General features: G+C 62.5%; 25 protein-coding genes. 10 read left to right on the forward strand and 15 right to left on the reverse strand.

Annotation, left to right across the window (positions count from 1 at the left end; genetic code table 11):
* Positions 1–646: 646 nt before the first annotated feature.
* From NKI37_RS01270 to NKI37_RS01280, 3 genes are read left to right on the forward strand one after another with little or no spacing between them, the layout of a single operon-like run.
* Positions 647–4,411, forward strand: a complete 3,765-nt coding sequence (locus tag NKI37_RS01270) for a vitamin B12-dependent ribonucleotide reductase (protein WP_023711452.1) — start codon at positions 647–649, stop codon at positions 4,409–4,411.
* A 6-nt stretch (positions 4,412–4,417) separates the two neighbouring features.
* Complete coding sequence (locus NKI37_RS01275) at positions 4,418–4,618, forward strand: type II toxin-antitoxin system HicA family toxin (protein ID WP_023669047.1); 201 nt, start codon at positions 4,418–4,420, stop codon at positions 4,616–4,618.
* Positions 4,619–4,622: 4 nt separating this feature from the next.
* The gene (locus NKI37_RS01280) at positions 4,623–4,829 is read left to right on the forward strand and encodes a type II toxin-antitoxin system HicB family antitoxin (protein WP_023669048.1); all 207 of its coding nucleotides are present in this window, start codon (positions 4,623–4,625) and stop codon (positions 4,827–4,829) included.
* Positions 4,830–4,853: 24 nt separating this feature from the next.
* Here the strand turns inward: NKI37_RS01280 and NKI37_RS01285 are convergent, their stop codons facing one another.
* From NKI37_RS01285 to NKI37_RS01295, 3 genes are read right to left on the reverse strand one after another with little or no spacing between them, the layout of a single operon-like run.
* Positions 4,854–5,459: a hypothetical protein gene (locus NKI37_RS01285; RefSeq protein WP_245272086.1), complete on the reverse strand. Its 606-nt coding sequence runs from the start codon at positions 5,457–5,459 to the stop codon at positions 4,854–4,856.
* 24 nt (positions 5,460–5,483) lie between these two features.
* Positions 5,484–5,999 carry a hypothetical protein gene (locus NKI37_RS01290; protein ID WP_245272087.1) on the reverse strand — a complete coding sequence of 172 codons (516 nt, stop codon included), beginning with the start codon at positions 5,997–5,999 and terminating at the stop codon, positions 5,484–5,486.
* A 13-nt stretch (positions 6,000–6,012) separates the two neighbouring features.
* Positions 6,013–6,984 carry a DUF3592 domain-containing protein gene (locus NKI37_RS01295; protein WP_023669050.1) on the reverse strand — a complete coding sequence of 324 codons (972 nt, stop codon included), beginning with the start codon at positions 6,982–6,984 and terminating at the stop codon, positions 6,013–6,015.
* A gap of 163 nt (positions 6,985–7,147) precedes the next feature.
* Here NKI37_RS01295 and NKI37_RS01300 point away from each other — a divergent pair, with 163 nt between their 5' ends.
* The gene (locus tag NKI37_RS01300) at positions 7,148–8,089 is read left to right on the forward strand and encodes a phosphoribosylaminoimidazolesuccinocarboxamide synthase (RefSeq protein ID WP_023669051.1); all 942 of its coding nucleotides are present in this window, start codon (positions 7,148–7,150) and stop codon (positions 8,087–8,089) included.
* Between the two features lie 184 nt (positions 8,090–8,273).
* On the opposite strand, the gene NKI37_RS01305 is transcribed toward NKI37_RS01300, so the two are convergent.
* Genes NKI37_RS01305 through NKI37_RS01315 form a run of 3 tightly spaced genes read right to left on the reverse strand, consistent with a single transcriptional unit; the run spans position 8,274 to position 9,800 of the window.
* Complete coding sequence (locus tag NKI37_RS01305) at positions 8,274–8,993, reverse strand: DMT family transporter (protein WP_352788315.1); 720 nt, start codon at positions 8,991–8,993, stop codon at positions 8,274–8,276.
* Positions 8,990–9,598, reverse strand: coding sequence for a class I SAM-dependent DNA methyltransferase (locus NKI37_RS01310; RefSeq protein ID WP_023669053.1), 609 nt, complete (start codon positions 9,596–9,598; stop codon positions 8,990–8,992). Before NKI37_RS01310 ends, NKI37_RS01305 begins: the two co-directional genes overlap by 4 nt.
* A gap of 28 nt (positions 9,599–9,626) precedes the next feature.
* The gene (locus NKI37_RS01315) at positions 9,627–9,800 is read right to left on the reverse strand and encodes a hypothetical protein (protein WP_023669054.1); all 174 of its coding nucleotides are present in this window, start codon (positions 9,798–9,800) and stop codon (positions 9,627–9,629) included.
* A gap of 103 nt (positions 9,801–9,903) precedes the next feature.
* Here NKI37_RS01315 and NKI37_RS01320 point away from each other — a divergent pair, with 103 nt between their 5' ends.
* A complete protein-coding gene (locus NKI37_RS01320) occupies positions 9,904–10,863 on the forward strand; it encodes a LysR family transcriptional regulator (protein ID WP_023711463.1) in 960 nt (319 codons plus the stop codon).
* Here the strand turns inward: NKI37_RS01320 and NKI37_RS01325 are convergent.
* The 6 genes from NKI37_RS01325 to NKI37_RS01350 form a co-directional block, all read right to left on the reverse strand.
* Positions 10,853–11,359 (reverse strand): DUF2314 domain-containing protein, encoded by a 507-nt coding sequence (locus NKI37_RS01325; RefSeq protein ID WP_023711464.1) that lies wholly within the window; start codon positions 11,357–11,359, stop codon positions 10,853–10,855. The two genes, NKI37_RS01320 and NKI37_RS01325, sit on opposite strands and share 11 nt — an antisense overlap.
* 152 nt (positions 11,360–11,511) lie before the next feature.
* Positions 11,512–12,576 (reverse strand): glycoside hydrolase family 25 protein, encoded by a 1,065-nt coding sequence (locus NKI37_RS01330; RefSeq protein WP_352459414.1) that lies wholly within the window; start codon positions 12,574–12,576, stop codon positions 11,512–11,514.
* Between the two features lie 355 nt (positions 12,577–12,931).
* On the reverse strand, positions 12,932–13,129 hold the full coding sequence (locus NKI37_RS01335) for a hypothetical protein (protein ID WP_023711466.1): 198 nt from the start codon (positions 13,127–13,129) through the stop codon (positions 12,932–12,934).
* Between the two features lie 116 nt (positions 13,130–13,245).
* Complete coding sequence (locus tag NKI37_RS01340; RefSeq protein ID WP_023743108.1) at positions 13,246–13,644, reverse strand: GFA family protein; 399 nt, start codon at positions 13,642–13,644, stop codon at positions 13,246–13,248.
* Between the two features lie 187 nt (positions 13,645–13,831).
* Positions 13,832–14,788 carry an alpha/beta fold hydrolase gene (locus NKI37_RS01345; RefSeq protein WP_352596331.1) on the reverse strand — a complete coding sequence of 319 codons (957 nt, stop codon included), beginning with the start codon at positions 14,786–14,788 and terminating at the stop codon, positions 13,832–13,834.
* A gap of 118 nt (positions 14,789–14,906) precedes the next feature.
* Positions 14,907–15,155, reverse strand: a complete 249-nt coding sequence (locus NKI37_RS01350; protein ID WP_008875526.1) for a ParB N-terminal domain-containing protein — start codon at positions 15,153–15,155, stop codon at positions 14,907–14,909.
* Between the two features lie 169 nt (positions 15,156–15,324).
* Between NKI37_RS01350 and NKI37_RS01355 the strand changes: the two genes are divergently transcribed.
* From NKI37_RS01355 to NKI37_RS01375, 5 genes are all read left to right on the forward strand, one after another.
* A complete protein-coding gene (locus tag NKI37_RS01355) occupies positions 15,325–16,962 on the forward strand; it encodes a N,N-dimethylformamidase beta subunit family domain-containing protein (protein WP_352788313.1) in 1,638 nt (545 codons plus the stop codon).
* Between the two features lies 1 nt (position 16,963).
* Positions 16,964–18,337 carry an aminotransferase family protein gene (locus NKI37_RS01360; RefSeq protein WP_023690163.1) on the forward strand — a complete coding sequence of 458 codons (1,374 nt, stop codon included), beginning with the start codon at positions 16,964–16,966 and terminating at the stop codon, positions 18,335–18,337.
* 10 nt (positions 18,338–18,347) lie between these two features.
* Positions 18,348–19,277, forward strand: coding sequence for a 3,5-dioxohexanoate:acetyl-CoA acetone transferase (gene kce / locus NKI37_RS01365; RefSeq protein ID WP_352596322.1), 930 nt, complete (start codon positions 18,348–18,350; stop codon positions 19,275–19,277).
* A 209-nt stretch (positions 19,278–19,486) separates the two neighbouring features.
* Positions 19,487–19,990 carry a GNAT family N-acetyltransferase gene (locus NKI37_RS01370; RefSeq protein ID WP_031196820.1) on the forward strand — a complete coding sequence of 168 codons (504 nt, stop codon included), beginning with the start codon at positions 19,487–19,489 and terminating at the stop codon, positions 19,988–19,990.
* Complete coding sequence (locus NKI37_RS01375) at positions 19,987–21,015, forward strand: histone deacetylase family protein (protein WP_023708623.1); 1,029 nt, start codon at positions 19,987–19,989, stop codon at positions 21,013–21,015. The genes NKI37_RS01370 and NKI37_RS01375 overlap by 4 nt, the downstream gene beginning before the upstream one ends.
* Positions 21,016–21,019: 4 nt before the next feature.
* Here the strand turns inward: NKI37_RS01375 and NKI37_RS01380 are convergent, their stop codons facing one another.
* From NKI37_RS01380 to NKI37_RS01390, 3 genes are all read right to left on the reverse strand, one after another.
* The gene (locus NKI37_RS01380; protein WP_352788310.1) at positions 21,020–22,282 is read right to left on the reverse strand and encodes a cysteine desulfurase-like protein; all 1,263 of its coding nucleotides are present in this window, start codon (positions 22,280–22,282) and stop codon (positions 21,020–21,022) included.
* Between the two features lie 52 nt (positions 22,283–22,334).
* On the reverse strand, positions 22,335–23,402 hold the full coding sequence (locus NKI37_RS01385; protein WP_352788307.1) for an aldo/keto reductase: 1,068 nt from the start codon (positions 23,400–23,402) through the stop codon (positions 22,335–22,337).
* Positions 23,403–23,507: 105 nt separating this feature from the next.
* Entirely contained in the window at positions 23,508–23,762 is a 255-nt protein-coding gene (locus tag NKI37_RS01390; RefSeq protein WP_352794347.1) for a hypothetical protein, read from the reverse strand.
* Positions 23,763–23,768 lie beyond the last annotated feature (6 nt).

The following is a 23,768-nucleotide window of genomic DNA, read 5'->3' on the forward strand; positions in this document are numbered from 1 at the left end:
AAAAGGCTGTGAGCCAGAATCCGGCCGGGCCTGTCTCGGGTGAACCGCTCACCAGCGGTCCACGCCGGCAGAATCGGGCTTTCCTCAGCCGCTTTTTGTCCCCGTTATCCACATATGTGACACACAAGATGTTGGGGTCACAAAAGCTACGCAAACGAATCCTTGACGACGCAAACCGAGTCGCCTTTTATGTGCCATGTGCTCTTGTTGAGGGCGCGACCGGAGAGTTTCGAGCCCGGTCATTTTCCCGGATTTTGTGCGTTTTGGCCATGATTTCCGCCTGTTTACGAGGCTGGCGGAAGCGTTGGATCGTGGGGGCTTCGGGAGCGAAAAGGGAGATTTGTCGGACTGGAATAAATTGTCTGTTAACACTATATTTAGTGTTTGCAGGCAGGTTCGACGCTAGATAGTGTGAATTTCCTCGGTCGAGGGAATCGAGGAAAAATTCAGTTTTGAGGGACCCGCAGGGTTCGGCGCAGAGTTGGAACAGCGGCATCGTAAGAAGCTCGACCAGCAAGGCGACGAAGACTGCCACAAGGAGAGCCGGTGTTTTCGAACGCCGGCAGACGGCGGACATGCGCGTTTCGCATTGGGGGCAGAAATCCCCGGGGAAAAGCGCTATATATAGACAAAAGGGACCGGACCAATGCGCATCGAGCGTCGTTTCACCAAGCCAGGCCAATCAGCTTACGCGGAGATCGAATTCCGCAAGGCGCTTTCGGAGATCAAGAATCCGGACGGCTCGGTGGTGTTCCGCTTGGACAATATCGATGTGCCGGCGCAGTTCTCGCAGGTTGCCGCCGACATCCTGGCGCAGAAGTATTTCCGCAAGGCCGGCGTGCCCGCGCGCCTGAAGAAGGTCGAGGAGAACGACGTCCCCTCCTTCCTGTGGCGCTCCGTCGCCGACGAGGCCGAGCTTGCCAAGCTGCCGGAAGCCGAGCGCTACGGTTCCGAAATCGACGCCCGCCAGGTCTTCGACCGGCTGGCCGGCACCTGGACCTATTGGGGCTACAAGGGCGGCTACTTCAAGTCGGAAGAAGACGCGAGCGCCTTCCGCGACGAACTCGCCTATATGCTCGCCACCCAGCGCGTTGCGCCGAACTCGCCGCAATGGTTCAACACCGGTCTGCACTGGGCCTACGGCATCGATGGTCCGAGCCAGGGCCACTATTATGTCGACCCGTTTACCGGCAAGCTGACCAAGTCGAAGTCCTCCTACGAGCATCCGCAGCCGCATGCCTGTTTCATCCAGGGCGTGCAGGACGATCTCGTCAACGAAGGCGGCATCATGGACCTGTGGGTGCGCGAAGCGCGCCTGTTCAAATACGGCTCGGGCACCGGCTCCAATTTCTCCATGCTGCGCGGCGAAGGCGAAAAGCTGTCGGGCGGCGGCCGTTCGTCCGGCCTGATGAGCTTCCTCAAGATCGGCGACCGCGCGGCGGGCGCAATCAAGTCGGGCGGCACCACGCGTCGTGCGGCCAAGATGGTCATTGTCGACGCCGACCATCCCGATATCGAGGAATTCATCGACTGGAAGGTCAATGAAGAGCAGAAGGTGGCGTCGCTGGTCACCGGCTCCAAGATCGTGAAAAAACATCTCGAAGCGATCATGAAGGCCTGCATCAATTGCGAAGGCCATGATGACGATTGCTTCGACCCGTCGATCAACACCGCGCTGAAGCGCGAGATCAAGGCGGCCAAGAAGTCGGCCGTGCCGGAGAACTACATCTACCGCGTCATCCAGTTCGCCAAGCAGGGCTACACCGCGATGTCGTTCAAGACCTACGACACCGACTGGGATTCCGACGCCTACCTCACCGTTTCCGGCCAGAACTCCAACAATTCGGTGTCGCTGAAGGACAACTTCCTGCGCGCCGTCGAGGACGACGCCGACTGGCATCTGACCGCCCGCAAGGACGGCAAGGTGCTGAAGACGCTGAAGGCACGCGACCTCTGGGAAAAGATCGGCTACGCCGCCTGGGCTTCGGCCGATCCGGGCCTGCATTTCAACACGACGATGAACGACTGGCACACCTGCGCTTCGGCCGGTGCGATCCGGGCCTCCAACCCGTGCTCGGAATACATGTTCCTCGACGACACGGCCTGCAACCTGGCCTCGATCAACCTGCTGCCTTACCGCAATGCCGACGGCACGATCGACATCGCCGCCTATGAGCACACGGTGCGGCTGTGGACCGTCGTCCTCGAAATCTCGGTGATGATGGCGCAGTTCCCGTCGAAGGAGATCGCCAAGCAGTCCTACGAATACCGCACGCTCGGCCTCGGCTATGCCAACATTGGCGGCCTGCTGATGACGTCCGGCATCCCCTATGATTCCGACGAGGGCCGCGCCATCTGCGCAGCGCTCACCGCCATCATGACCGGCACTGCCTATGCCACCTCGGCCGAGATGGCCGGCGAGCTCGGCGCCTTCGCCGATTACGACCGCAATGCGCAGAACATGCTGCGCGTCATGCGCAACCATCGCCGTGCCGCCTATGGCGAAAAGCAGGGCTACGAGAAGCTCGCCGTCAATCCGGTGCCGCTGGTCGCGTCCGACCTGAAGCAGCAGGAACTGGCCGCGCACGCCAAGGCTGCCTGGGACCGCGCCATCGAACTCGGCGAGGAGCATGGCTACCGCAACGCGCAGGCGACCGTGATTGCGCCGACCGGCACGATCGGTCTCGTCATGGATTGCGATACCACCGGCATCGAGCCCGACTTCGCGCTGGTGAAGTTCAAGAAGCTTGCCGGCGGCGGCTATTTCAAGATCATCAACCGCGCCGTGCCGGAAGCGCTGCGCACACTGGGTTACTCAGAAAGCCAGATCGCCGAGATCGAGGCCTATGCGGTCGGTCACGGCAACATGAACCAGGCGCCGGCGGTCAACCCCGGCTCGCTCAAGGCGAAGGGCTTCACCGACGACAAGATCGCGGCGCTCAATGCAGCACTGAAGTCGGCCTTCGACATCAAGTTCGTCTTCAACCAGTGGACGCTCGGCGCCGACTGGGTGAAGGAGACGTTCGGCTTCACCGACGAGCAGCTCAACGACTTCTCGTTCGAGATGCTGCCGGCGCTCGGCTTCTCCAGGAAGGACATCGAAGCCGCCAACATCCATGTCTGCGGTGCGATGACGCTGGAAGGCGCGCCCTTCCTCAAGGCCGAGCATCTCGCGGTGTTCGACTGCGCCAGCCCGTGCGGCAAGATCGGCAAGCGCTCGCTGTCCATCAACAGCCACATCCAGATGATGGCGGCGGCACAGCCTTTCATCTCCGGCGCCATCTCCAAGACCATCAACATGCCCAACGATGCGACGGTGGAAGACGCCAAGGGCGCCTACATGCTGTCGTGGAAGCTGGCGCTGAAGGCCAACGCGCTCTATCGCGACGGCTCGAAGCTGTCGCAGCCGCTCAATTCGTCGCTGCTCGCCGACAGCGAGGACGACGAGGACGATGCGGTCGAGCAGTTGATCGCGGCGCCCGCTTCACAGCGTGCCGTGCAGGTCACCGAGAAGATCGTCGAGCGCGTCATCGAACGCCTCTACCGCGATCGTGAAAAACTGCCGAATCGCCGCAAGGGCTACACCCAGAAGGCAGTCGTCGGCGGCCACAAGGTCTACCTGCGCACGGGCGAATTCGACGACGGCCGCATCGGCGAGATCTTCATCGACATGCACAAAGAAGGCGCCGCTTTCCGGGCGATGATGAACAACTTCGCCATCGCCATCTCGCTTGGCTTGCAATATGGCGTGCCGCTCGAGGAATTTGTCGAGGCCTTCACCTTCACCAAATTCGAGCCGGCCGGCATGGTGCAGGGCAACGACGCGATCAAGAATGCGACGTCGATCCTCGACTACGTGTTCCGCGAACTCGCCGTGTCCTACCTCGGCCGCCACGACCTCGCCCATGTCGACCAGTCGGATTTCGACAAGACGGCGCTCGGACGCGGCATCAACGAAGGCAAGGCGACGCCGTTCTCGAAGGGCCTTACCCGCGGCGCCTCGCCGGTCAAGTTGGTGTCTGGCCTAGGTGGCGAACCCAAGGGTTTTGCCGGATCACCTGCCGCGGCCCCTGCCCGGGTCACCCCAACTGCGTTCTCAGGCTCCAATGTGCTGGCGCTTAAACCAGCAAGCGACGAAGCCATCGCCTACAAGCGCGACTATGAGGAGCGAGCCAAGGAATTGGTCGAAGATATTGTTTCCGAGGAGGCAGCCGACCCCACCGGTTTGTTCACCGACGAAGCAGCGAAAGAAGCGGCCGAGGCAAAGGCGCTTGCCTCCACGCGGCGTCAGCAATCCTTGATGCAAGGCTACACCGGCAACGAATGCTCGGAATGCCACAACTTCACCATGGTGCGGAACGGAACCTGCGAGAAGTGCGATACTTGTGGATCGACGAGCGGGTGCAGCTGAGAACTCATGCCGCCTCGGCTTACAGTCCGCGAAGTCATTCGCCTGCTGGAGACCGACGGTTGGTATCTGGTTGCAACCAAGGGCAGCCATCGCCAATATAAGCACAAAACCAAAGCCGGCCGCGTCACCGTGGCCGGCAAACCGTCTGAAGAGGTTGCGCCAGGAACACTGAACAGCATCCTCAAGCAGTCCGGTTTGAAGGAGTGACTATATGCGTTACGCGGTGGTGATTGAAAAAGCAGGCAACAATTTCTCTGCCTATGTGCCGGACCTACCCGGCTGCATCGCAACTGGTGCTACCGTGCCAGAAGTAGAAATCGAAATTCGCGACGCTATACGCTTTCACATCGAGGGCTTGCGTGCCGATGGGCTGGAGGTGCCCAAAGGAATCAGTCTCGCGGAATACGTAGAGGCATAAGCGGTAGCCCTTCAGGACAACATCCTATCCCGGCACCCGCAGCGTTTGATCGTCGAACAGCGGCTCGTCCTGCCCCGCCCGAACGAACAGCACCCTCCGCCCCTCACCCGCCGGCGCCTCGAAATACTGAATACCATCCGGCATTTCGCCCCAGTCGCCGCAGGGCGGTTCGGGAACTTCGTCATTGGCAAGCGCTTTCAGCTCTTTGGAATAGGCGGCGTCGGGGCTGAATGTGTAGCGTTTGACGCCGGTGGGCACGGTGCCCTCGGTGTAGGGCGTCAGCACGCAGCGGGCGCTGACTGATTTGTCGGTCTTTTCCAGCAACAGGCGCAACACCGCGGCCTCGGCGGTTTCGCCTGATTTGATGTCGAACACCTCGATCAGCGGATCGGGCGCGCTGCCATCGCTGTATTTGATGGCGAGTGCGTTGTCGACGAATTCGAAATGGATCTGGCGGAAGCCGAAATCGCAGCGCTGCACCCAGGCGGCCAGCCCAATCGTCTTGTCGGCCAGCTTTTCCCAGACGCATTTGTCGATCGGCGGGCGGGATGGCGCCGGCTCGTCCGCCCGCGCTGCGGCTGATATCGTCGCCGAGGCAAACAGCGTGCATATCCAGACAATCGGTCTCATGGCGCTATTCATCGCTGCATCCTGTCAATGTGAAGGCGTCCCACGCCGAGCCGTCCGGATTGGCATTGGCGAAATCGGCAAATTCGGTGAAGCCCGCGCCGAAATCGGGCAGCAACAGCCTTTCGGCGCCGGTGTCGCTTCGCGTGAATTCAGCTGCTCGGCTCCGCCTCCGGTCAAGGCATAGACCTGGCCAGTCCATATCCGGCACATCCCGCTGCCGTCCTCCAGCCCCGCTTCGCGGTCGTCGTCGGTGCAGGCATGGCGGATGGTGCCGAGCGGAAACGAATTTTTGCCATTGGTCCAGGTGATGTCGGCCGGCAAGCGCGTGTCGGTGTTGGGCACGGTCACCGAAAACACTTCGGCCGTCAGTGCCGCCGGCTCATTGTTCAGCGGCCGGAATTGCATCACCGCGCCCGAACGCGGCTCGCGGTAGGTGGCATGGCTGAGCAGACATTCTTTTGCGCTCGCTGCCTGCACGGCGCCGAGCAGAGCCAGGCAAACGACGGCCAGCCTGCGGACGATCATTGGATGTCTTGTCATGAAAGTGGGCGCCTCAGATAAAACCGACCAGCCAAGCCGCGCCGCCCAGAAACGCGGCCGAACAGACCCACAGCAGCCAAAGCCCGCGCACCCTGCATTCGAGCACTGCCGAGGCGGGGTTGGCTGGGTCGTAATGCACGTCGACCTTGCCGCCCTCGGCATAGCTGCGCGCCTGGCTGCTGACGAGGCCGGGCATTGAAGCGGTGACCGTGGCGCCGAAGGTGACGCGGTCTGAGGTGTAGTGCTGGCCTGCGACGCCGTAGCTGTACACGATGCGGGATTTGAAAACGGTGCTCCAGCGTCGGTGGCCGCTGTAGTTTCGTAGCGCCTGCAGACCGGAGGAATCGATGCGGCCGGGCGCGACCGGCCATTTTGCCGCCTGCTCGGCAAGCGACTTCTGGACGAAGGCCATGCGCAGGATCATCAGGCCCATGAACAGCAGCAGCGCTCCGGCGCCGAGGTTCTGCGGCTTGGGCAGGTGCGGCCGGATCGCCTCCAGCACGCCACCGAGCGAAAACACCAGCACCACCGTGCCGATCACCAGCCCGGCCGAGAGCTTGACCATGAACTTGAAGGCGCCGTCCGGCAGGGTGCGTTCGATCACGGCCTTGCCCGGATCGGCCGGATTGTAGAAGACGGTCACTTCAGCGCCGGTGGGAAACTGCGCCAGGGTTTCGGTGACTTCGAAATTCCCCAGATTCTCCTTCACGCTGTAGCGCGAGCTTTGAAATTTCTTTTTACCGACCTTGTATTCGAAGGTGATCGCCGGAAAATTGCGCATCTCGGTGGTGTCGCTGCTGTCCGAGCCGACGCCCGACCTTCTGACTTCACGCGCCTCGACGCGCGACGAGATGATCTTGCCCGGCGCCGGCAGCCAGTGGCTCATCGCCTGCACCTCGCGCCATTTGACGAAAGTGATGAACGACAGACCGCCCGCGATCGCGCAGGCAAATCCGACAATCAGAAATTTGAGCTCTACGTCCACCGCGTCCCCCAGGAGTGTCGGAAGCTGCGAATAGATAGCACGGCGAAGGCAATGTCTTGATTATTCGCGAAGGACGAACCGCCCTTCCTCGGGTATCGAAGCCCCCTCAACTTTGTTAAGAGTCGCCCAAACTGTTAGGAGCCATGAGACCAGGATGACAGCACTGCGCGTTCTCTCGGATGCCTTCATTCCGGAACTCCCGAACCACTACAAAGGCAAGGTCCGCGAGAATTACGATCTGCCGGATGGCCGCCGCATCATCATCGCCACCGACCGGCTGAGCGCCTTCGATGTGATCCTGACCGCAATACCTCTCAAGGGAGAGCTGCTGACGCAGACGGCGCGCTACTGGTTCGAGGAAACGGCGGACATCTGCCAAAACCATGTGCTCGATTATCCCGACCCCAATGTCGTTGTCGGCACCAGGCTCGACATTCTGCCGGTGGAAATCGTTGTTCGCGACTATCTCGCCGGCACCACCAGCACTTCGGTGCTGACGAAATACAAGAACGGCGAACGCGATATGTACGGCATCCGCCTGCCGGACGGGCTGCGCGACAATGAGAAGCTGCCGCAGGCCATCATCACGCCGACCAGCAAGGCGCTCGATGGCGGTCATGACGAGCCCTTGACGCGCGACGAGATCCTGACGCGCGGCCTGTTATCGGAAGAGCAATGGGACACAGTCTCGCGCTATGCGCTGGCGCTGTTTGCGCGCGGCAAAGCGTTGGCCGCGAAGCGCGGCCTGATCCTGGTCGACACCAAATATGAGTTCGGCACGAACAAGGATGGCACCATCATCCTTGCCGATGAAATCCATACGCCCGACTCAAGCCGCTACTGGCTTGCGGCAACCTATGAAGAGCGTTTCAAGGCAGGCGAGCGGCCGCAAAGTTTCGACAAGGACTTTATTCGCGCCTGGGTGACCGCGCGCTGCGATCCCTACAAGGATCGTATTCCGAAAATCCCCGCCGAGCTCATCGAGCAGACATCGCGGGTTTACACGCAGGCCTTTGAGACCATCACCGGCAAGACCTTCACCGCCGATATCTCGGGAAAGACGGTGCTGGACCGCATTCGCGAGAACCTGCGACCTTATTTCTGACGGCGGCTGGCGGCCGCCGGTCAACTTGCCGAGGTCGCGGACACGGACGGTTCTGGCGGAGCGCGCCACGTGCCGAGATATGATCCGCACAGGATGAGCGCGAAAGCCGCTACAATGCCGATATCGAGCGGCTCTGAAAGGACGAGCACGCCGGCTGCCACGGAGACGGCGGGCGCCACATAGGTTATGACGACCGCCCGTTCGGGGCCGATCTCCCGCACCAGCAGAAATAGGTGGCGAAGGCGATCGCCGTGCAAAACACGCCAAGACCGAGGATTGCGCCAACCACCGTTGTCGACGGCATGGCCGCCGGCCAGGCCAACGCCGCCGGCACGGCGTAGATCAGCGCGGCCCCTGCCAGACAGACTGCCGTCAGCGAGGTTGCCGGCACATCGTTCAGCCAGCGCGACGCGATGATCGAACCCGAGGCATAGCAGGCCGCGGCCATGAGAATCTCGACGACCGCGAGAAATCCGCCACCCAAGGTCGGCAGCGCCAGCACGAAGACACCGGCAAAACCGAGGAAAAGACCGGTCCAGCGGCGTATCCCCAGCCGCTCATCCGAGCCCATCAGCTTTGAGAGCGCGACGGTTACCGCCGGCGTCATGGCAATCAGCAGTCCGGCGGTGGAACTGTCGATGCTGACTTCGCCATGGGTGATCAGGCCCCATGGCAGGATCATCTCGACCTGACAGAATGCGGCGACCGCCGGCCAATGTGTCTTCAGCCATCCGAAACTGCGCTGGACAAGGACGAAGGGCAGCAGCGCCAGGGCGCCGACGGCTGTTCGGGCAAAGACCAGGAAGGGCACCGACACCTCGGCAACCGCCAGCTTGATCAACAAATAGGGAATGCCCCACAGGAGGCTGAGCAGCACGAACAAAAACAGTCCGCGGCGCGTCATGACGGCCTCACAGCCAGAAAGGTGGTCCACTCTTCGCGATCGCGGCCGACGTTGAATTCGTCTCCGACAAGAACCAGCCCGGCGTTTTCAAGGCGGGCCGCGAAGTCGTCCCTGCGCCAGTAGACCGTATGATATTCGCCGCTCTTCTCGCCATCGCCAATGCGCATCGAGACGAGGAAGGCGCCGCCCGGCCGCAACGACCCGGCAATCTTGGCAAGCACCTGGTCGGCCTGCTCGCGCGGCACGTGGATCAGGACGCACAATGCGAGCACCGCGTCGTAGGGGCCGCCGAGATCGTCGGTGATGAGATCGAGAAACTCACCATGCTTGCCGCGTGCGGCCTGCAACTCGAGAAACCGCTTCGTTGCGTCTGTGCGCCGAACCTGGACACCGAGCCCTTCGACGAAGTCCGCATCGTATCCGGGCCCCGAACCGACTTCCAGAATCCGGCCACCTTTGCCGGCGATCTTCACCAGGCGCTTCAGCCATTTCTGTTCTCTTTGGTTCGGAACGTGCCGCACCAGAGCGTCGTAGCGTTCGGCATAGTCCTCATAGGCGTTGATCGTTTGGCGGCTCTTCGCCAGATCCTCGGATGGCACAGTCATCTTTCCCTCCCCTGGTCAAAGAGCTTGCTTAGCCAATGGTGCCGGGAGGCACGCGTCCGTCAAGCATACCGATATCCCTGAGGAAATGATCCGACAGCGAGCGGCGGTCGAGCAAGCCGCGCTTGCGAGGCCTGAACGGCGCGGTGAAGAGGTCGAGCACCGGGCGGCGAAGCGTGTTGTAGAGAGCGATGGTGGTGGTCATTGCCGTATCCTCAGGGTTTGATCCGATGAATGCAGCATGCCGTTTTCCGGGCTTGGTTTCCAATCGAACGTCGCGTAGTATGCATCAGCGGGATTGATGCGTCATGAGCTGGGAACTACCACCATTAGGAGCCATCAGGGTCTTTGAAGCCGCGGCCCGGCTGGGCAGTTTCACCAAGGCAGCCGAAGAACTCGGCATGACCCAATCAGCTGCCAGCTATCAGATAAAGGTGCTGGAAGAACGTGCCGGAACGCCGCTTTTCATAAGAAAAACAAGGCAGATCGCGCTGACCGAGGCCGGACAGCAGCTGGCGCCGCACGCAACAGGCGCGTTCTCGACCCTGGCCGACGCATGGGTCGCCACCAAGGGTGGAGCGACCGGCGTGCTGTCGGTGACGACCATGGAAACCTTCGCATCGAACTGGCTGGCCGTATGGCTTGGAACATTCCAGCTGATGCATCCCGATCTTGCCGTGAAGGTGAATACATCGCACGGGCTGGTCGATTTCACGCGCGGCGACATGGATGTCGGCATTCGCACCGGCAGTGGAAAATGGCCGGGCCTGACGGCTCACTATCTGTTCAAGGCGGACTATACGCCGATGCTCAGCCCGAGACTCGCCGAAAGCGTCGGCGGCATCCACCGCCCCGAGGATCTCTACCAACTGCCGCTATGCTGTGCCGACGATCCCTGGTGGGAAATCTGGTTCAAGGCTGCCGGCGTGCCGTTCGAGCCCGATCGCGTCATCGCTGGCCCGAAACTGGGTACGCAGGCCTATGATGCGATGGCGGCGCTGACCGACAAGGGCGCCGCGATCCTGACCAAAAACCTTTACAGCGCCCTGTTGGAAAAGGGCCAGTTGATACAGCCATTCGGCGTGCTTGGATCGGACGGCGACGGCTATTGGCTGGTGCATCTGGAGAGCCGCCGCAACGCGCCCAAAATCAAGGTGTTTCGCGACTGGGTGCTGGCGCAGACGGCAGAGATACGCGAACGCGAAAAGCGCGACAGCCCTCTAGGCACCGCGATAAAACTCGCCCCCGCCTCAACCCTCAGTCCTTGAAGGTCAACCCGTATCTTGCAACCTGTTCCTTCGGCATATCCGCAAGCGCCTGGCGCGTGGTGTAGCCGCCATAGATCACCTTGCCGTTCTTGATCATCCAGTCCTCGACGTCGGCCTCGGTCACCGTCATCCTGTCGCCCATCTTGTACTTGTTGCCATTGACCGGGACGTCGGCGAGCAGGCCGATATAGGAGCCGTCGCTGTAGCCGACCAGCTGCAGCCAGATATGCTCGGTGGCGCCGTTCTGGGTCAGCGGGAATTTTACCGTGTAGGTGCCGGGTGTGCCGGCGTCCATCAGTTCGTGGAAGCGCTTGAGGGTCGAGCGGCCGCTGTCCTTGGCGGCCTGCATCGCATTGTCCTCGGTGGAATAGGACACGACGTTCTGCTTCGACTCGGCCAGCGAAGTGCCACTTCCGCCCGGCATGTGGCCGAGCGAGCTGAAAAACCCGTAGCCGACAGCGGCGGCAAGAGCGACAGCCACAACTGGATTGCGCATGGACCCCTCCGAAACCCGATCACGGGCACGTTACCGGAAGGCTGTTGCGATACCGCTAAAGGACACAGTGAGCGGATCGTTAGCGAGACTCTGAAAATTCAACCCAAGGCGCAGCGGCAGGCAGCGCAGGCGCACCGGCACCGGCCTGACGTTCAGTCGGCGTCGGCGACGGTCGTCTGCCCGCCTGCCCATGCCCGCCAGGCGCGCTCGTCGCCATGGAAGACGTTGAGGTCGATGCGGCCGGTCACGCCGTGCGACAGGCCGGAGCCGGAGTACTGCCAGAACAGCCATTTGCGGCCGGGATAGACTTTTGAGGGATGCCGCGCCACGGCGCGCAGCCAGAACGGATAATCGAGAAACGCACCCTTGAGATTGTCGCGATAGAAATCCGGTGCGGTGTAGATGATGGGCCGCTGGCCGTAATGGCGCTCCAGCTTGTCCATGAACACCTTCATCTTTTCCAGCACGGTGGCCCGCGACGGCCGCCGCTTGCAGGAAGATTCGCCGTTCCACTCGACATCGATTACCGGTGGCAGCGCGCCTTCGACCCTCGGCACATTGCGGATGAACCAGTCGGCCTGCTCGCCCGCGGTGCGGCACCAGTAGAAGAAATGATAGGCGCCGCGCTTCAGCCCGGCGGCGTCGGCATTGCGCCAGTTCTTCATGAACATCGGGTCGAGATGGTCGCCGCCATCGGTCGCCTTGATATAGGCGAAGTTGGCGCCCTGGGCGCGCAGCTTGCCCCAGTTGACATTGCCCTGCCAGCGCGAGACGTCGACGCCGTGGACGGCAAGGTAGCGTGGCGAAGCCTTGCCGAAATTGATCGGCTTGGCGTCGCGAAAACCGTAGCGGGTGACCGGCGAGGCCAGCATGGCCGGCGCAGCGCGCGTCAACCGCTTCGGCGCAGACATCAGAGCGGCGGGCTCGAGCTGTGGTCTGGTGCTCCCCTGCGGCGTGCCCGCGACGATGGCCTCTTCTTCCTCGACCATGGAAAAGGGCGGCGCATTGTCGGCCACAGCGTTGTCGGCCACCATGTCGGACCGCATCGGCGCGAGGTCGGCGGTCTCCGCCGGAGCCGCTGTGACCGGCGCGCTCGGACGCACTACCGAACTGGTCGTCTCGTTCGACGGCTGCAAGCCATCGACGCCCGCTGTGGACGAACAGCCGGCAAGCCACAGCGATGCCAACACGAAACTGACGACGCCTGAAATCCGCATCTGGACCTGTACGCAAAACACAACAGACCGAAGGCAAACAGACGCCGCCGGACAAACCGGCCTCGATTACTAACGAGAAATTACCAACAAAGTTTGAATCAAGTTGTTAGGAATTGGCCGGGGTATGTTCGGCGGCCATAACCTACCTTCGTCATTCTAGGGCGAAGCAGTCGCGAAGCGACGTCGGGCAGACCCTGGAATCCATGCCGTTGCATCCATGGCATGAAGACGGTTCAAGATTGAGTTTGGGCGAAACGGGTCGAGCAAGGAAGCCATTCTCGACCGCGACATACTTCGGCCGACGTCACGGCGTGGATCCTCGGGTCAAGCCCGAGGACGACGAAGGATCATAGCCTTACCTTCCCAGCCATTGCTGCAAACAGGTCTTGGCCACCACATGCGCCGGCGGCACCGACGGTTCGTCGGCGGCCGGGCGGCGGGCACGTTCGAGCAGCAGGCGAACCTGTTCGGGGCGCACGCGGTCACGCTCCATCACGAGGAGGACCATCGGATCGCTCAAAAGCTCGTCCAGAGTGCTGATTCTGTCGCTCATCGGTCGTCTCCTCGATACCGGCCCGCAGACGACAGATAGGCAGGCAATCATGGCCCGCCAATGACGCTTTGCCGGCTATGTCGTGGTTTCGGGATTAATTTCCGGTAAGGCCGGCGTCAGTTCGGAGGCGGCGCGCCTTCATGGTGCGGCAGGCCGTCATCGAGCTGCAGCCAGGGCTGCTTCGAGGCGGTCCACATATGCATTTCCGGCTTGAACAGCGAGGGATCGTCGAGCGAGCCGGTGGTGATGCCGACGATGCCGGCGGAGTCGCGTCGGGAAAACAGCGTGGTGCCGCAAGCGGCGCAAAAGCCGCGCTTGAGGTCCGGAGAGGTGTTGACCGTCGCCACCTGCCCCTCGACCGTGACATCGTCGATGCGAAACAAAAGGCGGGCGTTGAACGCCGCGCCTATGACCTTCTGGCAGCGCCGGCAGTGGCAGACGCGCTGGTTGAGCGGCGCCGCCTCGGTGCCGTAGCGCACTGCCCCGCAATGGCATCCGCCCTGGTATTTCGTCATCATTCGAACCCATCACACTGAAGGTCTCTTGATGATATCGACAGGTACCTTTCGGTCAATTGAAAAGCCCTGATGGCGCCATCGATTGCGCCGATAGGACTAATGGCTGCGCCAGGGCTTCGTGGTTTCGCAGGCACAAAAAAGCCGGCCGCCTCTTCGAGACGGCCGGCATGTATTTTCAGGCAAGCTATTTCGTTTCGCTGAGGACTTCGTCCCAGGTCTTCACCTTGGTTTCGCCATTGAGGAAGGGCAGTGCCGCGGCCGTCAGCTCCGGTGCGAAGAATACGTCGTAGTGGGTGCGATTGGGAATGATGGCCAGCCGGTTCTGCGACAGGTTCTCACGCATCCAGCCGGCATCCTTCAGCCCGCCGCCGAGCATCTGGTAGAACCTGATCTCGTGCTCGGGCTTGTACATGTCGCTGTCGCCATAGGCCAGCATGACTGGCATCTTCAGCTTCGCCACATCGGCGGAATAGTCGTAATTCTTCCGCATGAAATTGCCCAGCGCATCGAGCAGTTTAGGGAAATCGTCGGGACGTGGGGCGACGGCGACGTAGGATTTGTACATCGGCGTGTCCTTCATGAAATCGGCGGCGGCCGCGCTGACCTGCGCCTGCTGGCCGCGCATCTCGTCATAGAAGCCATTGGCGGCGAAGCCGGTCGAGACCAGGACCAGACGTCTCACCGTCTCGGGATGCTGAACGGCCATGCGGAAGGCGACGCCGCCGCCCAGCGAATAGCCAAGCACGTCGACCTTGTCATAGCCGAGCGCCTTGACGATACCAGCCATGTCGTCGCCCATCCCCTCCAGGCTGAAGGGTCGCTCGCCGAGCGCGGTGCGGCCATGGCCCTGCAGGTCGACGGCAATGATGGTGCGGTTTTCCGCCAGTCTAGGCAGCAACGGCGCGAACATGTCGGACGTGCCAAGGCCGCCATGCAGCAGAAGCAGCGGTTCGCCCTTGCCGTAGACGGCATAGTAGTAATTCAGGCCGTCGATCGGCAGCAGGCCGGACTTTTCCGGCTTCGGCATGGCTGTTGCTTCGGTGGTCATGGCGGGCTTGGTCTCCTCTGCATTGGCTGGGCCGGGCGCTACGAACAAGGCAGCGACCGAGGCAAGAATGGCGAAATAGATTGGTCTGGACATGTCGGTCTCCTCGGGTTCCGCCCCAAGGACGAGCAAGCACGCCGCGTGCCGACATGCCCTGCGAAAAAATCCGCGGAGGAATGACCGGTTTGGCTGTTTGTCGATCGGGTCGCGCGCCTCAGTGGCGCTTGGCCTGCACCAGATAGGCGTCGATCTCGGTCTCGCCGAGCCATTTGGCGGCTTCCAGCCGGTGCAGGCCCTCGACCAGGATGTGGCGCTTGCCGTCATGGCGAACCTGGATCGGCGTCTTCATGCCGTTTTCCAGTATGTCTTCGGCCAGGTGCCGGACCGTTTCGGGATGAAGCGTCTTCTTGCGCGCCGTCGGCACGTAGATGTCATCGACCTTGACCTTCTGCACTCTCAGCATACCGGCTCCCGAGGCGGAAAATGCCGCCTCGCCTGAGATAGTCGGTTTGCCAGGTGCGGCCAAGAGCGGCCAAGCAATTGTGTCGTATGCAATTGCTGGCCCGATCGTTTCCATTTGACGCTTGGCCGGCAGATGGCCGAAATGGCGGCCTGTCACTTTTCCGGTGTTCATGACCCAACTGCCGACCGAATTTCCCGATTTCGGACTGACGCCCGAGCAGCGCCGCGAGGCAGTGCGCGGCCATTACTATGAATGGCCAGGAATGGACGGCGAGCGCGGCGAGATCTGGTGTTATTCCAACCGCTTTTCCTACCGCGCCGGCGATACCGTGACGCTGCATGTCAGTTCGACAGTGCCGCGCTTCAGCATTGTCATTGTCCGCGACGGCGGCAGCGAGACAAAAGTCTTCGAGCAAACGGGGCTTTCGGCGCGCTGGCAGGATACGCCGGACCAGTGCTCGGTCGAGGGCTGCGGCTGGGAGGCGTCGTTTCAATTCAGCATCGGCAAGGATTGGCCGTCCGGCGCCTACCGGCTAACGCTGACGGCGGACGGCGGCGATGGCAAGCCGATCCACTGCCACCACCTCATCATCGTCGCGCCCCTGCCCGGCAAAAAGCCCGGTCGCGTGCTGCAGGTGGCGGCGACGGGCACCTGGCTGTCCTACAACACCTGGGGCGGCTCCAACGCCTATCAGGGTATCACCGGACCTGGCCGCGGCCAATATGCGCGCATGGTGTCGACGCAGCGGCCGTGGTGCCGCGGCTTTGTCGTGCTGCCCAAGGACGCGCCGCGCGTGCCCCTAGAGGTCGCGGTGCCGCCGAAAACCGTGCCGCGCTATCCGCACATGGAATGGGCGTACGCCACCGGACATTCGAAGAAATACACCTCCTCCGGCTGGGCGAGCTATGACAGCCACTTCTTCCGCTTTGCCGAGCGCGCCGGCTATGGCGTCGATCTCGCCAGCCAGCACGATTTGCACTTCTCGCCCGAAATCCTCGATGGTTATGACTGTGTGGTCTTCGTCGGCCATGACGAGTACTGGACCTGGGAGATGCGGGACGCCGTCGACAGCTACGTCGAGCGCGGCGGCCATGCGGCGCGCTTTGCCGGCAATTTCATGTGGCAGACAAGGCTCGAGGACGAAGGCCGCCGGCAGGTCTGTTACAAATACCGCGCGCGGGCCGAAGACCCGGCCTATGGCGGCGACGTCACCCGCGCCACCAACTCCTGGGAAGCGCCGGAGATCGGCCGTCCCGGCGCTCTGACCTTCGGCCTTAACGCAACGAGGGGCGTCTATGCCGGCTGGGGCGGATGCGCACCGCGCGGCGTGCGCGGCTTTCCGGTCTATCGGCCCGAGCACTGGGCCTTTGCCGGCACCGGCATGTACTATGGCGACCTGCTCGGCGCCGACAGCCATGTCTATGGCTATGAGGTCGACGGGCTCGATTTCGAGATCCGCGGCGGCCTGCCCTATCCGACACCGGACAGCGGTGCGCCTGACGGGCTGCAGGTGCTGGCCGTCGGCATGGCGAGCCAGGTCGAGGAAAGCGCCGACATCCCGATCGAGGACCAGTTTCTCACCGACGAGGATGGCCGCTTTACGGCCGAAACGCTGTTTGGCGAGGCGACCGACGCCAATCTGGAAAAGGTCAAACGCGGCAACGGCATGATCGTCAATTTCCCGCGCGGCAAGGGCGAGGTTTTCCACGCCGGAAGCTGCGAATGGGTGGCCGGCCTGCTCAGGCAGGATCCGATGGTCGGGCGCGTGACCAGGAATGTAATCGACCGCTATCTCGGAAAGACCTGACATGCAGAAGCCCTCATCAACTGGTTCAGAAACGCGCGCGCCATCGCACCTGTTCTACCTCTCCAGCCTGCGCCGGCCGCTGATCGACCGCGCCGAAGGCATCTATATGTGGACGCAGGACGGCCGCCGCTTCATCGACGGATCGAGCGGGCCGATGGTCGCCAATATCGGTCACTCCAACCGCAATGTGCTGGACGCCATGAAGCGGCAGATGGACCGCGCCACCTTCGCCTACCGCCTGCATTTCGAGAACGAGCCGGCGGAAGAACTGGCGCGGGAGCTCGCCGGCAAACTGCCGGAGGGCATGGACCGAATCTTCTTCGTCTCCGGCGGTTCGGAGGCGACGGAATCCTGCATCAAGCTGGCGCGGCAATGGGCGGTCGCGACCGGCCAGCCGAAGCGCTGGAAGGTTATCACGCGTTTTCCCTCCTATCATGGCGGCACGCTGGGTTCGCTTTCGATAACCGGCGACGATGCGCTGGCCGAAACGTTCACACCGATGATGCGGGTGATGCCGACCGTGCCGGCGCCGACGGCATGGCGCGACCGCGACAATCTTTCGATGGAGCAGCGCGGCGTCCGCTATGCCGACATGCTGGAGGAGAAGATCCAGGCCGAGGGCCCGGACAGCGTGCTCGCCTTCATCATGGAGCCGATCGGCGGTGCGGCGACTTCGGCCCTCGTCGCACCGGACAGCTATTATCCGCGTATACGCGAGATCTGCGACCGCTACGGCATCCTGCTCATCCATGATGAAGTGATGAGCGGCGCCGGCCGCACCGGAAAATTCCTTGGCGGCGACCATTGGAACTGCAAGCCCGACATCGTCGCGCTGTCGAAGGGGCTTGGCTCCGGCTATGCGCCGCTCGGCGCGCTGGCCGCCCCGATGCGGCTGGTCGAGCCGCTGCTGGCGTCGGGCGGCTTCCAGCATGGCCACACCTATGCTGGCAATCCGCTCGCCTGCGCGGCCGGGCTCGCCGTGCTCGGCGAAATGGACCGCCTCGACCTGATCGCCAATGCCGCCGCGATGGGCGACGTGCTGATGGACGGGCTGAAAGGGCTGGCGAAGCGTTTTCCGTTCATCGCCGATGTCCGAGGCAAAGGCCTGCTCACCGGCGCCGAGATGGTTGCCGATCCCGAAACTCTACGGCCGATCGAACAGGGCAAGAAAGCCACGCAGCGCCTGCTCGACCTCGCCTACGAGCGCGGGCTGATCATCTACGGCCGCAGGGTCAAGGGCGGTGTAGACGGCGACAATTTCATGGTGGCGCCGCCGATGATCGTCACGGCTGAAGAGGTCGGCGAGATCATTTCCATCATCGGCGATTCGCTGGAAGTTCTGGCCGCCGAACTCGACCTGCCGGTCGAAGGCTGAGGGCTAAAGAATGGCGCCGAGGAAAGTCATCATCACCTGCGCGGTCACTGGCTCGGTGCACACCCCGTCCATGTCGCCCTATCTGCCGGTGACGCCGGACCAGATCGCGACCGGCGCCATCGCGGCGGCCGAGGCTGGCGCCTCAATCCTGCATCTCCACGCCCGCGATCCCAAAGACGGCCGGCCGACCGCCGATCCTGAGGTGTTCATGCAGTTCCTGCCGCGCATCAAGCAAGCGACCGATGCGGTGATCAACATCACCACCGGCGGTTCGTCGCTGATGACGCTCGACCAGCGGCTGGCGGCACCACTGCGGGCCGAGCCGGAAATGTGCTCGCTCAACATGGGCTCGATGAATTTCGCGCTGTTCCCGATGCTCGACAAGCCAAGGGAGTGGCAGCACGAGTGGGAACCAAAGCTGCTCGAAGCCACGCGCGACACCATCTTCAAGAACACCTTTGCCGATATGGAAGGCGTGCTCGAAAGGCTCGGCAAGGGCTGCGGCACGCGCTTTGAGTTCGAATGCTACGATGTCGGCCATCTCTATTCGCTGGCGCATTTTCGCGACCGCGGGCTGGTGTCGGGGCCGCTGTTCATCCAGTTCGTGCTCGGCATTCTCGGCGGCATCGGCGCCGATCCCGACAATCTCATCCATATGAAGCGCATCGCCGACAAGCTGTTCGGCGACAGCTACCAGTTCTCGGTGCTCGCCGCCGGCCGCCATCAGATGCCCCTGATCTCGATCGCGGCGGCGATGGGCGGCAATGTCCGCGTCGGGCTGGAGGACAGTCTCTACGATGGACGGCAATTGGCGAAATCCAATGCCGATCAGGTGCGCAGGATACGCGCCATTCTCGACGGGTTGTCGCTGGAAGTCGCAACGCCGACCGAGGCGCGCGAGATGCTGGCGCTGAAGGGTGGCGATAGGGTGGCGTTTTGAGATGATTGATCTGCGATGATGGCGTTCTGGCACACCCCCCTCTGGCCTGCCGGCCATCTCACCCTCAAGTGGGGAGATCGGATGTCACTGCGGCCTTCGCCAATCTCAATCGTTGCAAAATGGATGGCAGCGCCAAAGCTGCCAATCTCCCCCCTTGAGGGTGAGATGTCCGGCAGGACAGCGGGGGGTGCCTGGGCGCCTTGCCTATCGTGAGTACAGTCACCCTCCGCCCCGGCACCATCGACGACGTCGACACCATCCATGCCGCGCTGCTCAAGCTCGGCACCCATATCGGCGCGCATCAGGAGATCACGTCCACTGCCGACGATCTCCGCCGCTACGGCTTTGGCGACAAACCCGCCTTCTCCACCCTGATCGCCGAGATCGGCGGCGATTTTGCGGGGCTCTGCCTGCATTTCCCGATCTTCTCGACATGGATGGGGCGGCCCGGCGTCTATATCCAGGACCTCTATGTCGAGGACCGGTTTCGCGGCCGCAAGATCGGCGAAAGACTGCTGCGCCGGGTCGCGCGCGACTGCCGCCGGGATGGCGGCGCCTATCTCAGGCTGTCCGTCGACACCGACAATGACGGCGCCAAGGCTTTTTATGAGCGGCTGGGCATCGCCTGGTCGAGCTACGAGCAGACGCAGAAGATTGTTGGCGATGCCTTTTTCGCCTTTGCCGATGCAGCGCAGGATGGGGACGCGGAATGAAAGCCTTCTTTGCCGAGGAGCAGAAACGCCACGACCCGAAGGCCTTTCTGTCCAGCGGTACGCCGCAGCCCAATCCCGAACAGCCGGAGCGGGTAGAGCGATTGTTAGCCGGCGCAAAATCCGCCGGATTGATGATCGAGCGGCCCAGGGAACATGGCCTAGGCCCGGTGGCGGCCGTGCATACGCCGGAGTATCTCGCCTTCCTCGAACACATTTTTGCGCGCTGGCAGCGCATCGAGAGCGCATCCGCGGAAGTCATCCCCAACATCCATCCACTGGCCCGCACAGGGTCCTATCCGGCCTCGGCGGTCGGCCAGGCCGGCTACCACATGGCCGACACCGCTTGCCCGATTTCGGCTGAGACCTGGCAGAGCGCGCTGTGGAGCGCCTGGAGCGCGGTCGAGGCGGCTGAAACCGTCATGGCTGGCGCGCCCGCCGCCTATGCGCTCTGCCGGCCACCCGGGCACCATGCCTTTGCCGATGTCGCCGGCGGCTTCTGCTTCATCAACAATTCAGCGGTCGCGGCCCAGGTGTTGCGCAAGCAGGCAGCGCGGGTGGTGATCCTCGATGTCGACCTGCATCACGGCAATGGCACGCAAGGCATCTTTTATACGCGTTCCGACGTCCTGACGGTGTCGCTGCACGCCGATCCGGTGCGCTTCTATCCGTTCTTCTGGGGCCATGCCGACGAGCGCGGCGAAGGTCCGGGCCTCGGCTATAATTTCAACCTGCCATTGCCGCGCAAATCAGCCGACGCGGCGTTTCTGGAGGCCCTCGAAGTGGCGTTCCAGCGTATCCGCGCCTTTTCGCCGGACGCGCTGGTCGTGGCGCTCGGTCTCGATGCGTTCGAGGGCGATCCGTTCGGCGGGCTTTCGGTGACCACGCCCGGTTTCTCGCGGATCGGCGAGGCAATTGCCAAGCTCGGCCTGCCGACGGTTATCGTCCAGGAAGGCGGCTATCTTTGCGACGCGCTCGGCGACAATCTCACGGCGTTCCTCACCGGTTTCGGCGGCAAACAGCGATAGCTGACTAGCGCTGCTGCCTCAGCATGGCGATCACCCGGTGCACGCTTTCCAACGTCTCGTCGATCTCTGCCGCCGTGTTGTAGTGCGCAATACCGATGCGCACGACGCCCTGCTCGGCCGGAATGCCGAGATGGTGGACGATCTCCCAGGCGTAGTTGTGACCCGACCATAGAAAAATGTTCTCGGCATTCATCTGCCGCACGATCGTCTCTGGCACGATGCCGTCGACGGTGAAGGACACGGTCGGCACGCGCTCAATGACACGCTTCTGATCGGTGATGCCGCGGATGGTCAGGCCCTCAATGGCGGACAGCCCATCGATCAGCCTCAGCGCCAGCGGGTTTTCGTAGGCGATCGACACTTCGTATGCCTTTGCGATCTTTTGCCTTCGCGAACCGCCCTCGCCGGCCGCAGCACCGAGTTCGGCGAAGTAATCGACCGCTGCGGTAAGCCCGGCCATCAGTTCGATCTGCGGCGTGCCGAGTTCGAAGCGCTCCGGCAGGCCATTGGAAGAGCAACGGCATTTGTAGGGTTGCAGCGCATCGATGATGTCGCGGCGTCCCCACAATATGCCCATATGCGGGCCGAAGAATTTGTAGGCCGAGCAGATCAGGAAGTCGCAGCCGAGATCCTGCACGTCGACCAGCCCATGCGGCGCGAACTGCACGGCGTCGACATAGACCACCGCGCCGGCCTGTTTGGCGATGGCCGTCAGCGCTTTCACCCGATTGATCGAGCCGGTGAGGTTCGAGGCATAGTTCAGCGCAACGAGTTTTGTCCTGTCGGTAAGCAGAGCGCTGAGCGCCGCCTCCTCGACCTGCCAGCTGTTCTCGTCGAAAGGCAGGAAGCGCACCAAGAGGCCAAGATCTTCGGCCAGTTGCAGCCAGGGCGAGACATTGCCCTCATGATCCATGCGGGTGACGATGATCTCGTCGCCCGGCTTGAAGCCGCGGCCGAGCGTGCGCGACATCTGATAGGTCAGCGTCGTCATGTTGGCGCCGATGATTATTTCCTCCGCGCTCGCTGCACCCAGGAAATCGGCCATCGCCTCATGGGCGTCGTCGAACACCTTTTGCGCGGCAAGCGTGGTTTCGAAATAGCCGCCGAGATTGGCGTTGGTGGTGAGGAGGCAGCGCGCCACCGCGTCGGCAACCGCTTGCGGCACCTGCGTGCCGGCCGGATTGTCGAGATAGATGCGCCGGCGGCCCTTGTCGGTCAGGTCCAGCGCCGGAAATTTTCCCCTGACGGCCTCGATCGGAAAATCCATGGCTGTCCCCTTCCCCTTGTCTTTGCTCGGCAATTCCGGCCAAACGGTCTGCTTATGGGCACGGATTGCCGACGCGCTGGTGGATCGCATCCACGCCCTTCTGCATCTCGTCGGTCCAGGTCACATCGGCTGACGACAGCGCCATCTCAAGCTGGGCAATGGTCGTCGCGCCGATGATGCTGGACGTGACGAAAGGCCGGCTGGCGACATAGGCGTTGGCAAACAGCGCCGGCTCGAGGCCGAAGGAGCGCGCCAGCTCATTGTATTCGAGCTGTGCCTCCGCCGCATTCGGCGTCTCGTAGCGCTGGCCGCGGTTGAAGAGCTGCGAGCGCGAACCCTGCGGCCGTGCGCCATGGTCGTATTTGCCGGTGAGATAGCCCTGCGCCAGCGGCGAATATGCGAGAAAGCCGACATCCTCGCGTTCGCAGGCCTCGGCGAGGTTCACCTCGAACGTGCGGTTGACCAGATTGTAGGCGTTCTGCAGCGAAACGACGCGCGGGCCGACGCCCTTGTCGGCCTCGGCGATGAAGCGCATGACGCCCCAGGAGCTTTCGTTCGACAGGCCGAGATGGCGGATCTTTCCCGCCTTCACCAGCTCCTCGAAGACTGCGAGTGTCTCGGCGATCGGCGTCTCGCCGGGCGGCGCGCCAACGGCATCGGCACGGCGCGGCACAGCACCCACGCGGGTCGGGTTGGCGCCCCAGGGGATGTCGCGCTCCGGCCAGTGGATCTGGTAGAGGTCGAGATAGTCGGTGCCGAGCTTGGCAAGCGATTTGTCGATGGCGTCAAAGATGTCGGCGCGCACCAGTTTTGACGGCCGGTCGCCACGAAACCAGCGGTTGGCGGTGCGGCCGACCACTTTCGAGGCCAGGATGACCTTGTCGCGATTGCCCTTGGCCTTCATCCAGCTGCCGATGAACTTCTCCGTCCGCCCCTGCGTCTCCTCCTTGGGCGGTATCGGGTAGAGCTCGGCCGTGTCGATGAAATTGACCCCGCGCGCAAAGGCCAGATCCATCTGCGCATGGCCATCGGCCTCGGTGTTCTGCTGGCCCCAGGTCATCGACCCCAGGCAGATCTGGGTAACAAGAAGATCGGTCCGACCGAGACGGCGTTTGTGCATGGGGTTTCTCCGGCGGGAGGTTTGCGCGGACGGCGCGGGGAGGAGATTCCAGCATAAAGCAAAGGCTGCGGCTTCTCCAACCCCCTGCCGGCTCCGGGTGGTGCCTCAGTTTGAATTCCTGAGCCACGGGATAGTCGCACGGCATTCACTCTCAGCCGCCTCAGCGGTCTCGTAAAATCCTCCTCCGAAGCTGTTTTCGGAGGGTGCCCAGTAAGCATATCTCTCGTCGAGACCGTGTTCGCCTTCGTACCAAGCGTCCTCACGGAACGTGTAATAAGAAGCTTCACCTACTTCAAATCTGACGATATTGGCCCGTGCAAGCCGATCATCTCGATAGATCGTTTTGAGTACAGTGCTCATCCCAGT

The organism is Mesorhizobium sp. M0626 (genome assembly GCF_040320665.1).
In the GTDB taxonomy this organism is placed as follows: domain Bacteria; phylum Pseudomonadota; class Alphaproteobacteria; order Rhizobiales; family Rhizobiaceae; genus Mesorhizobium.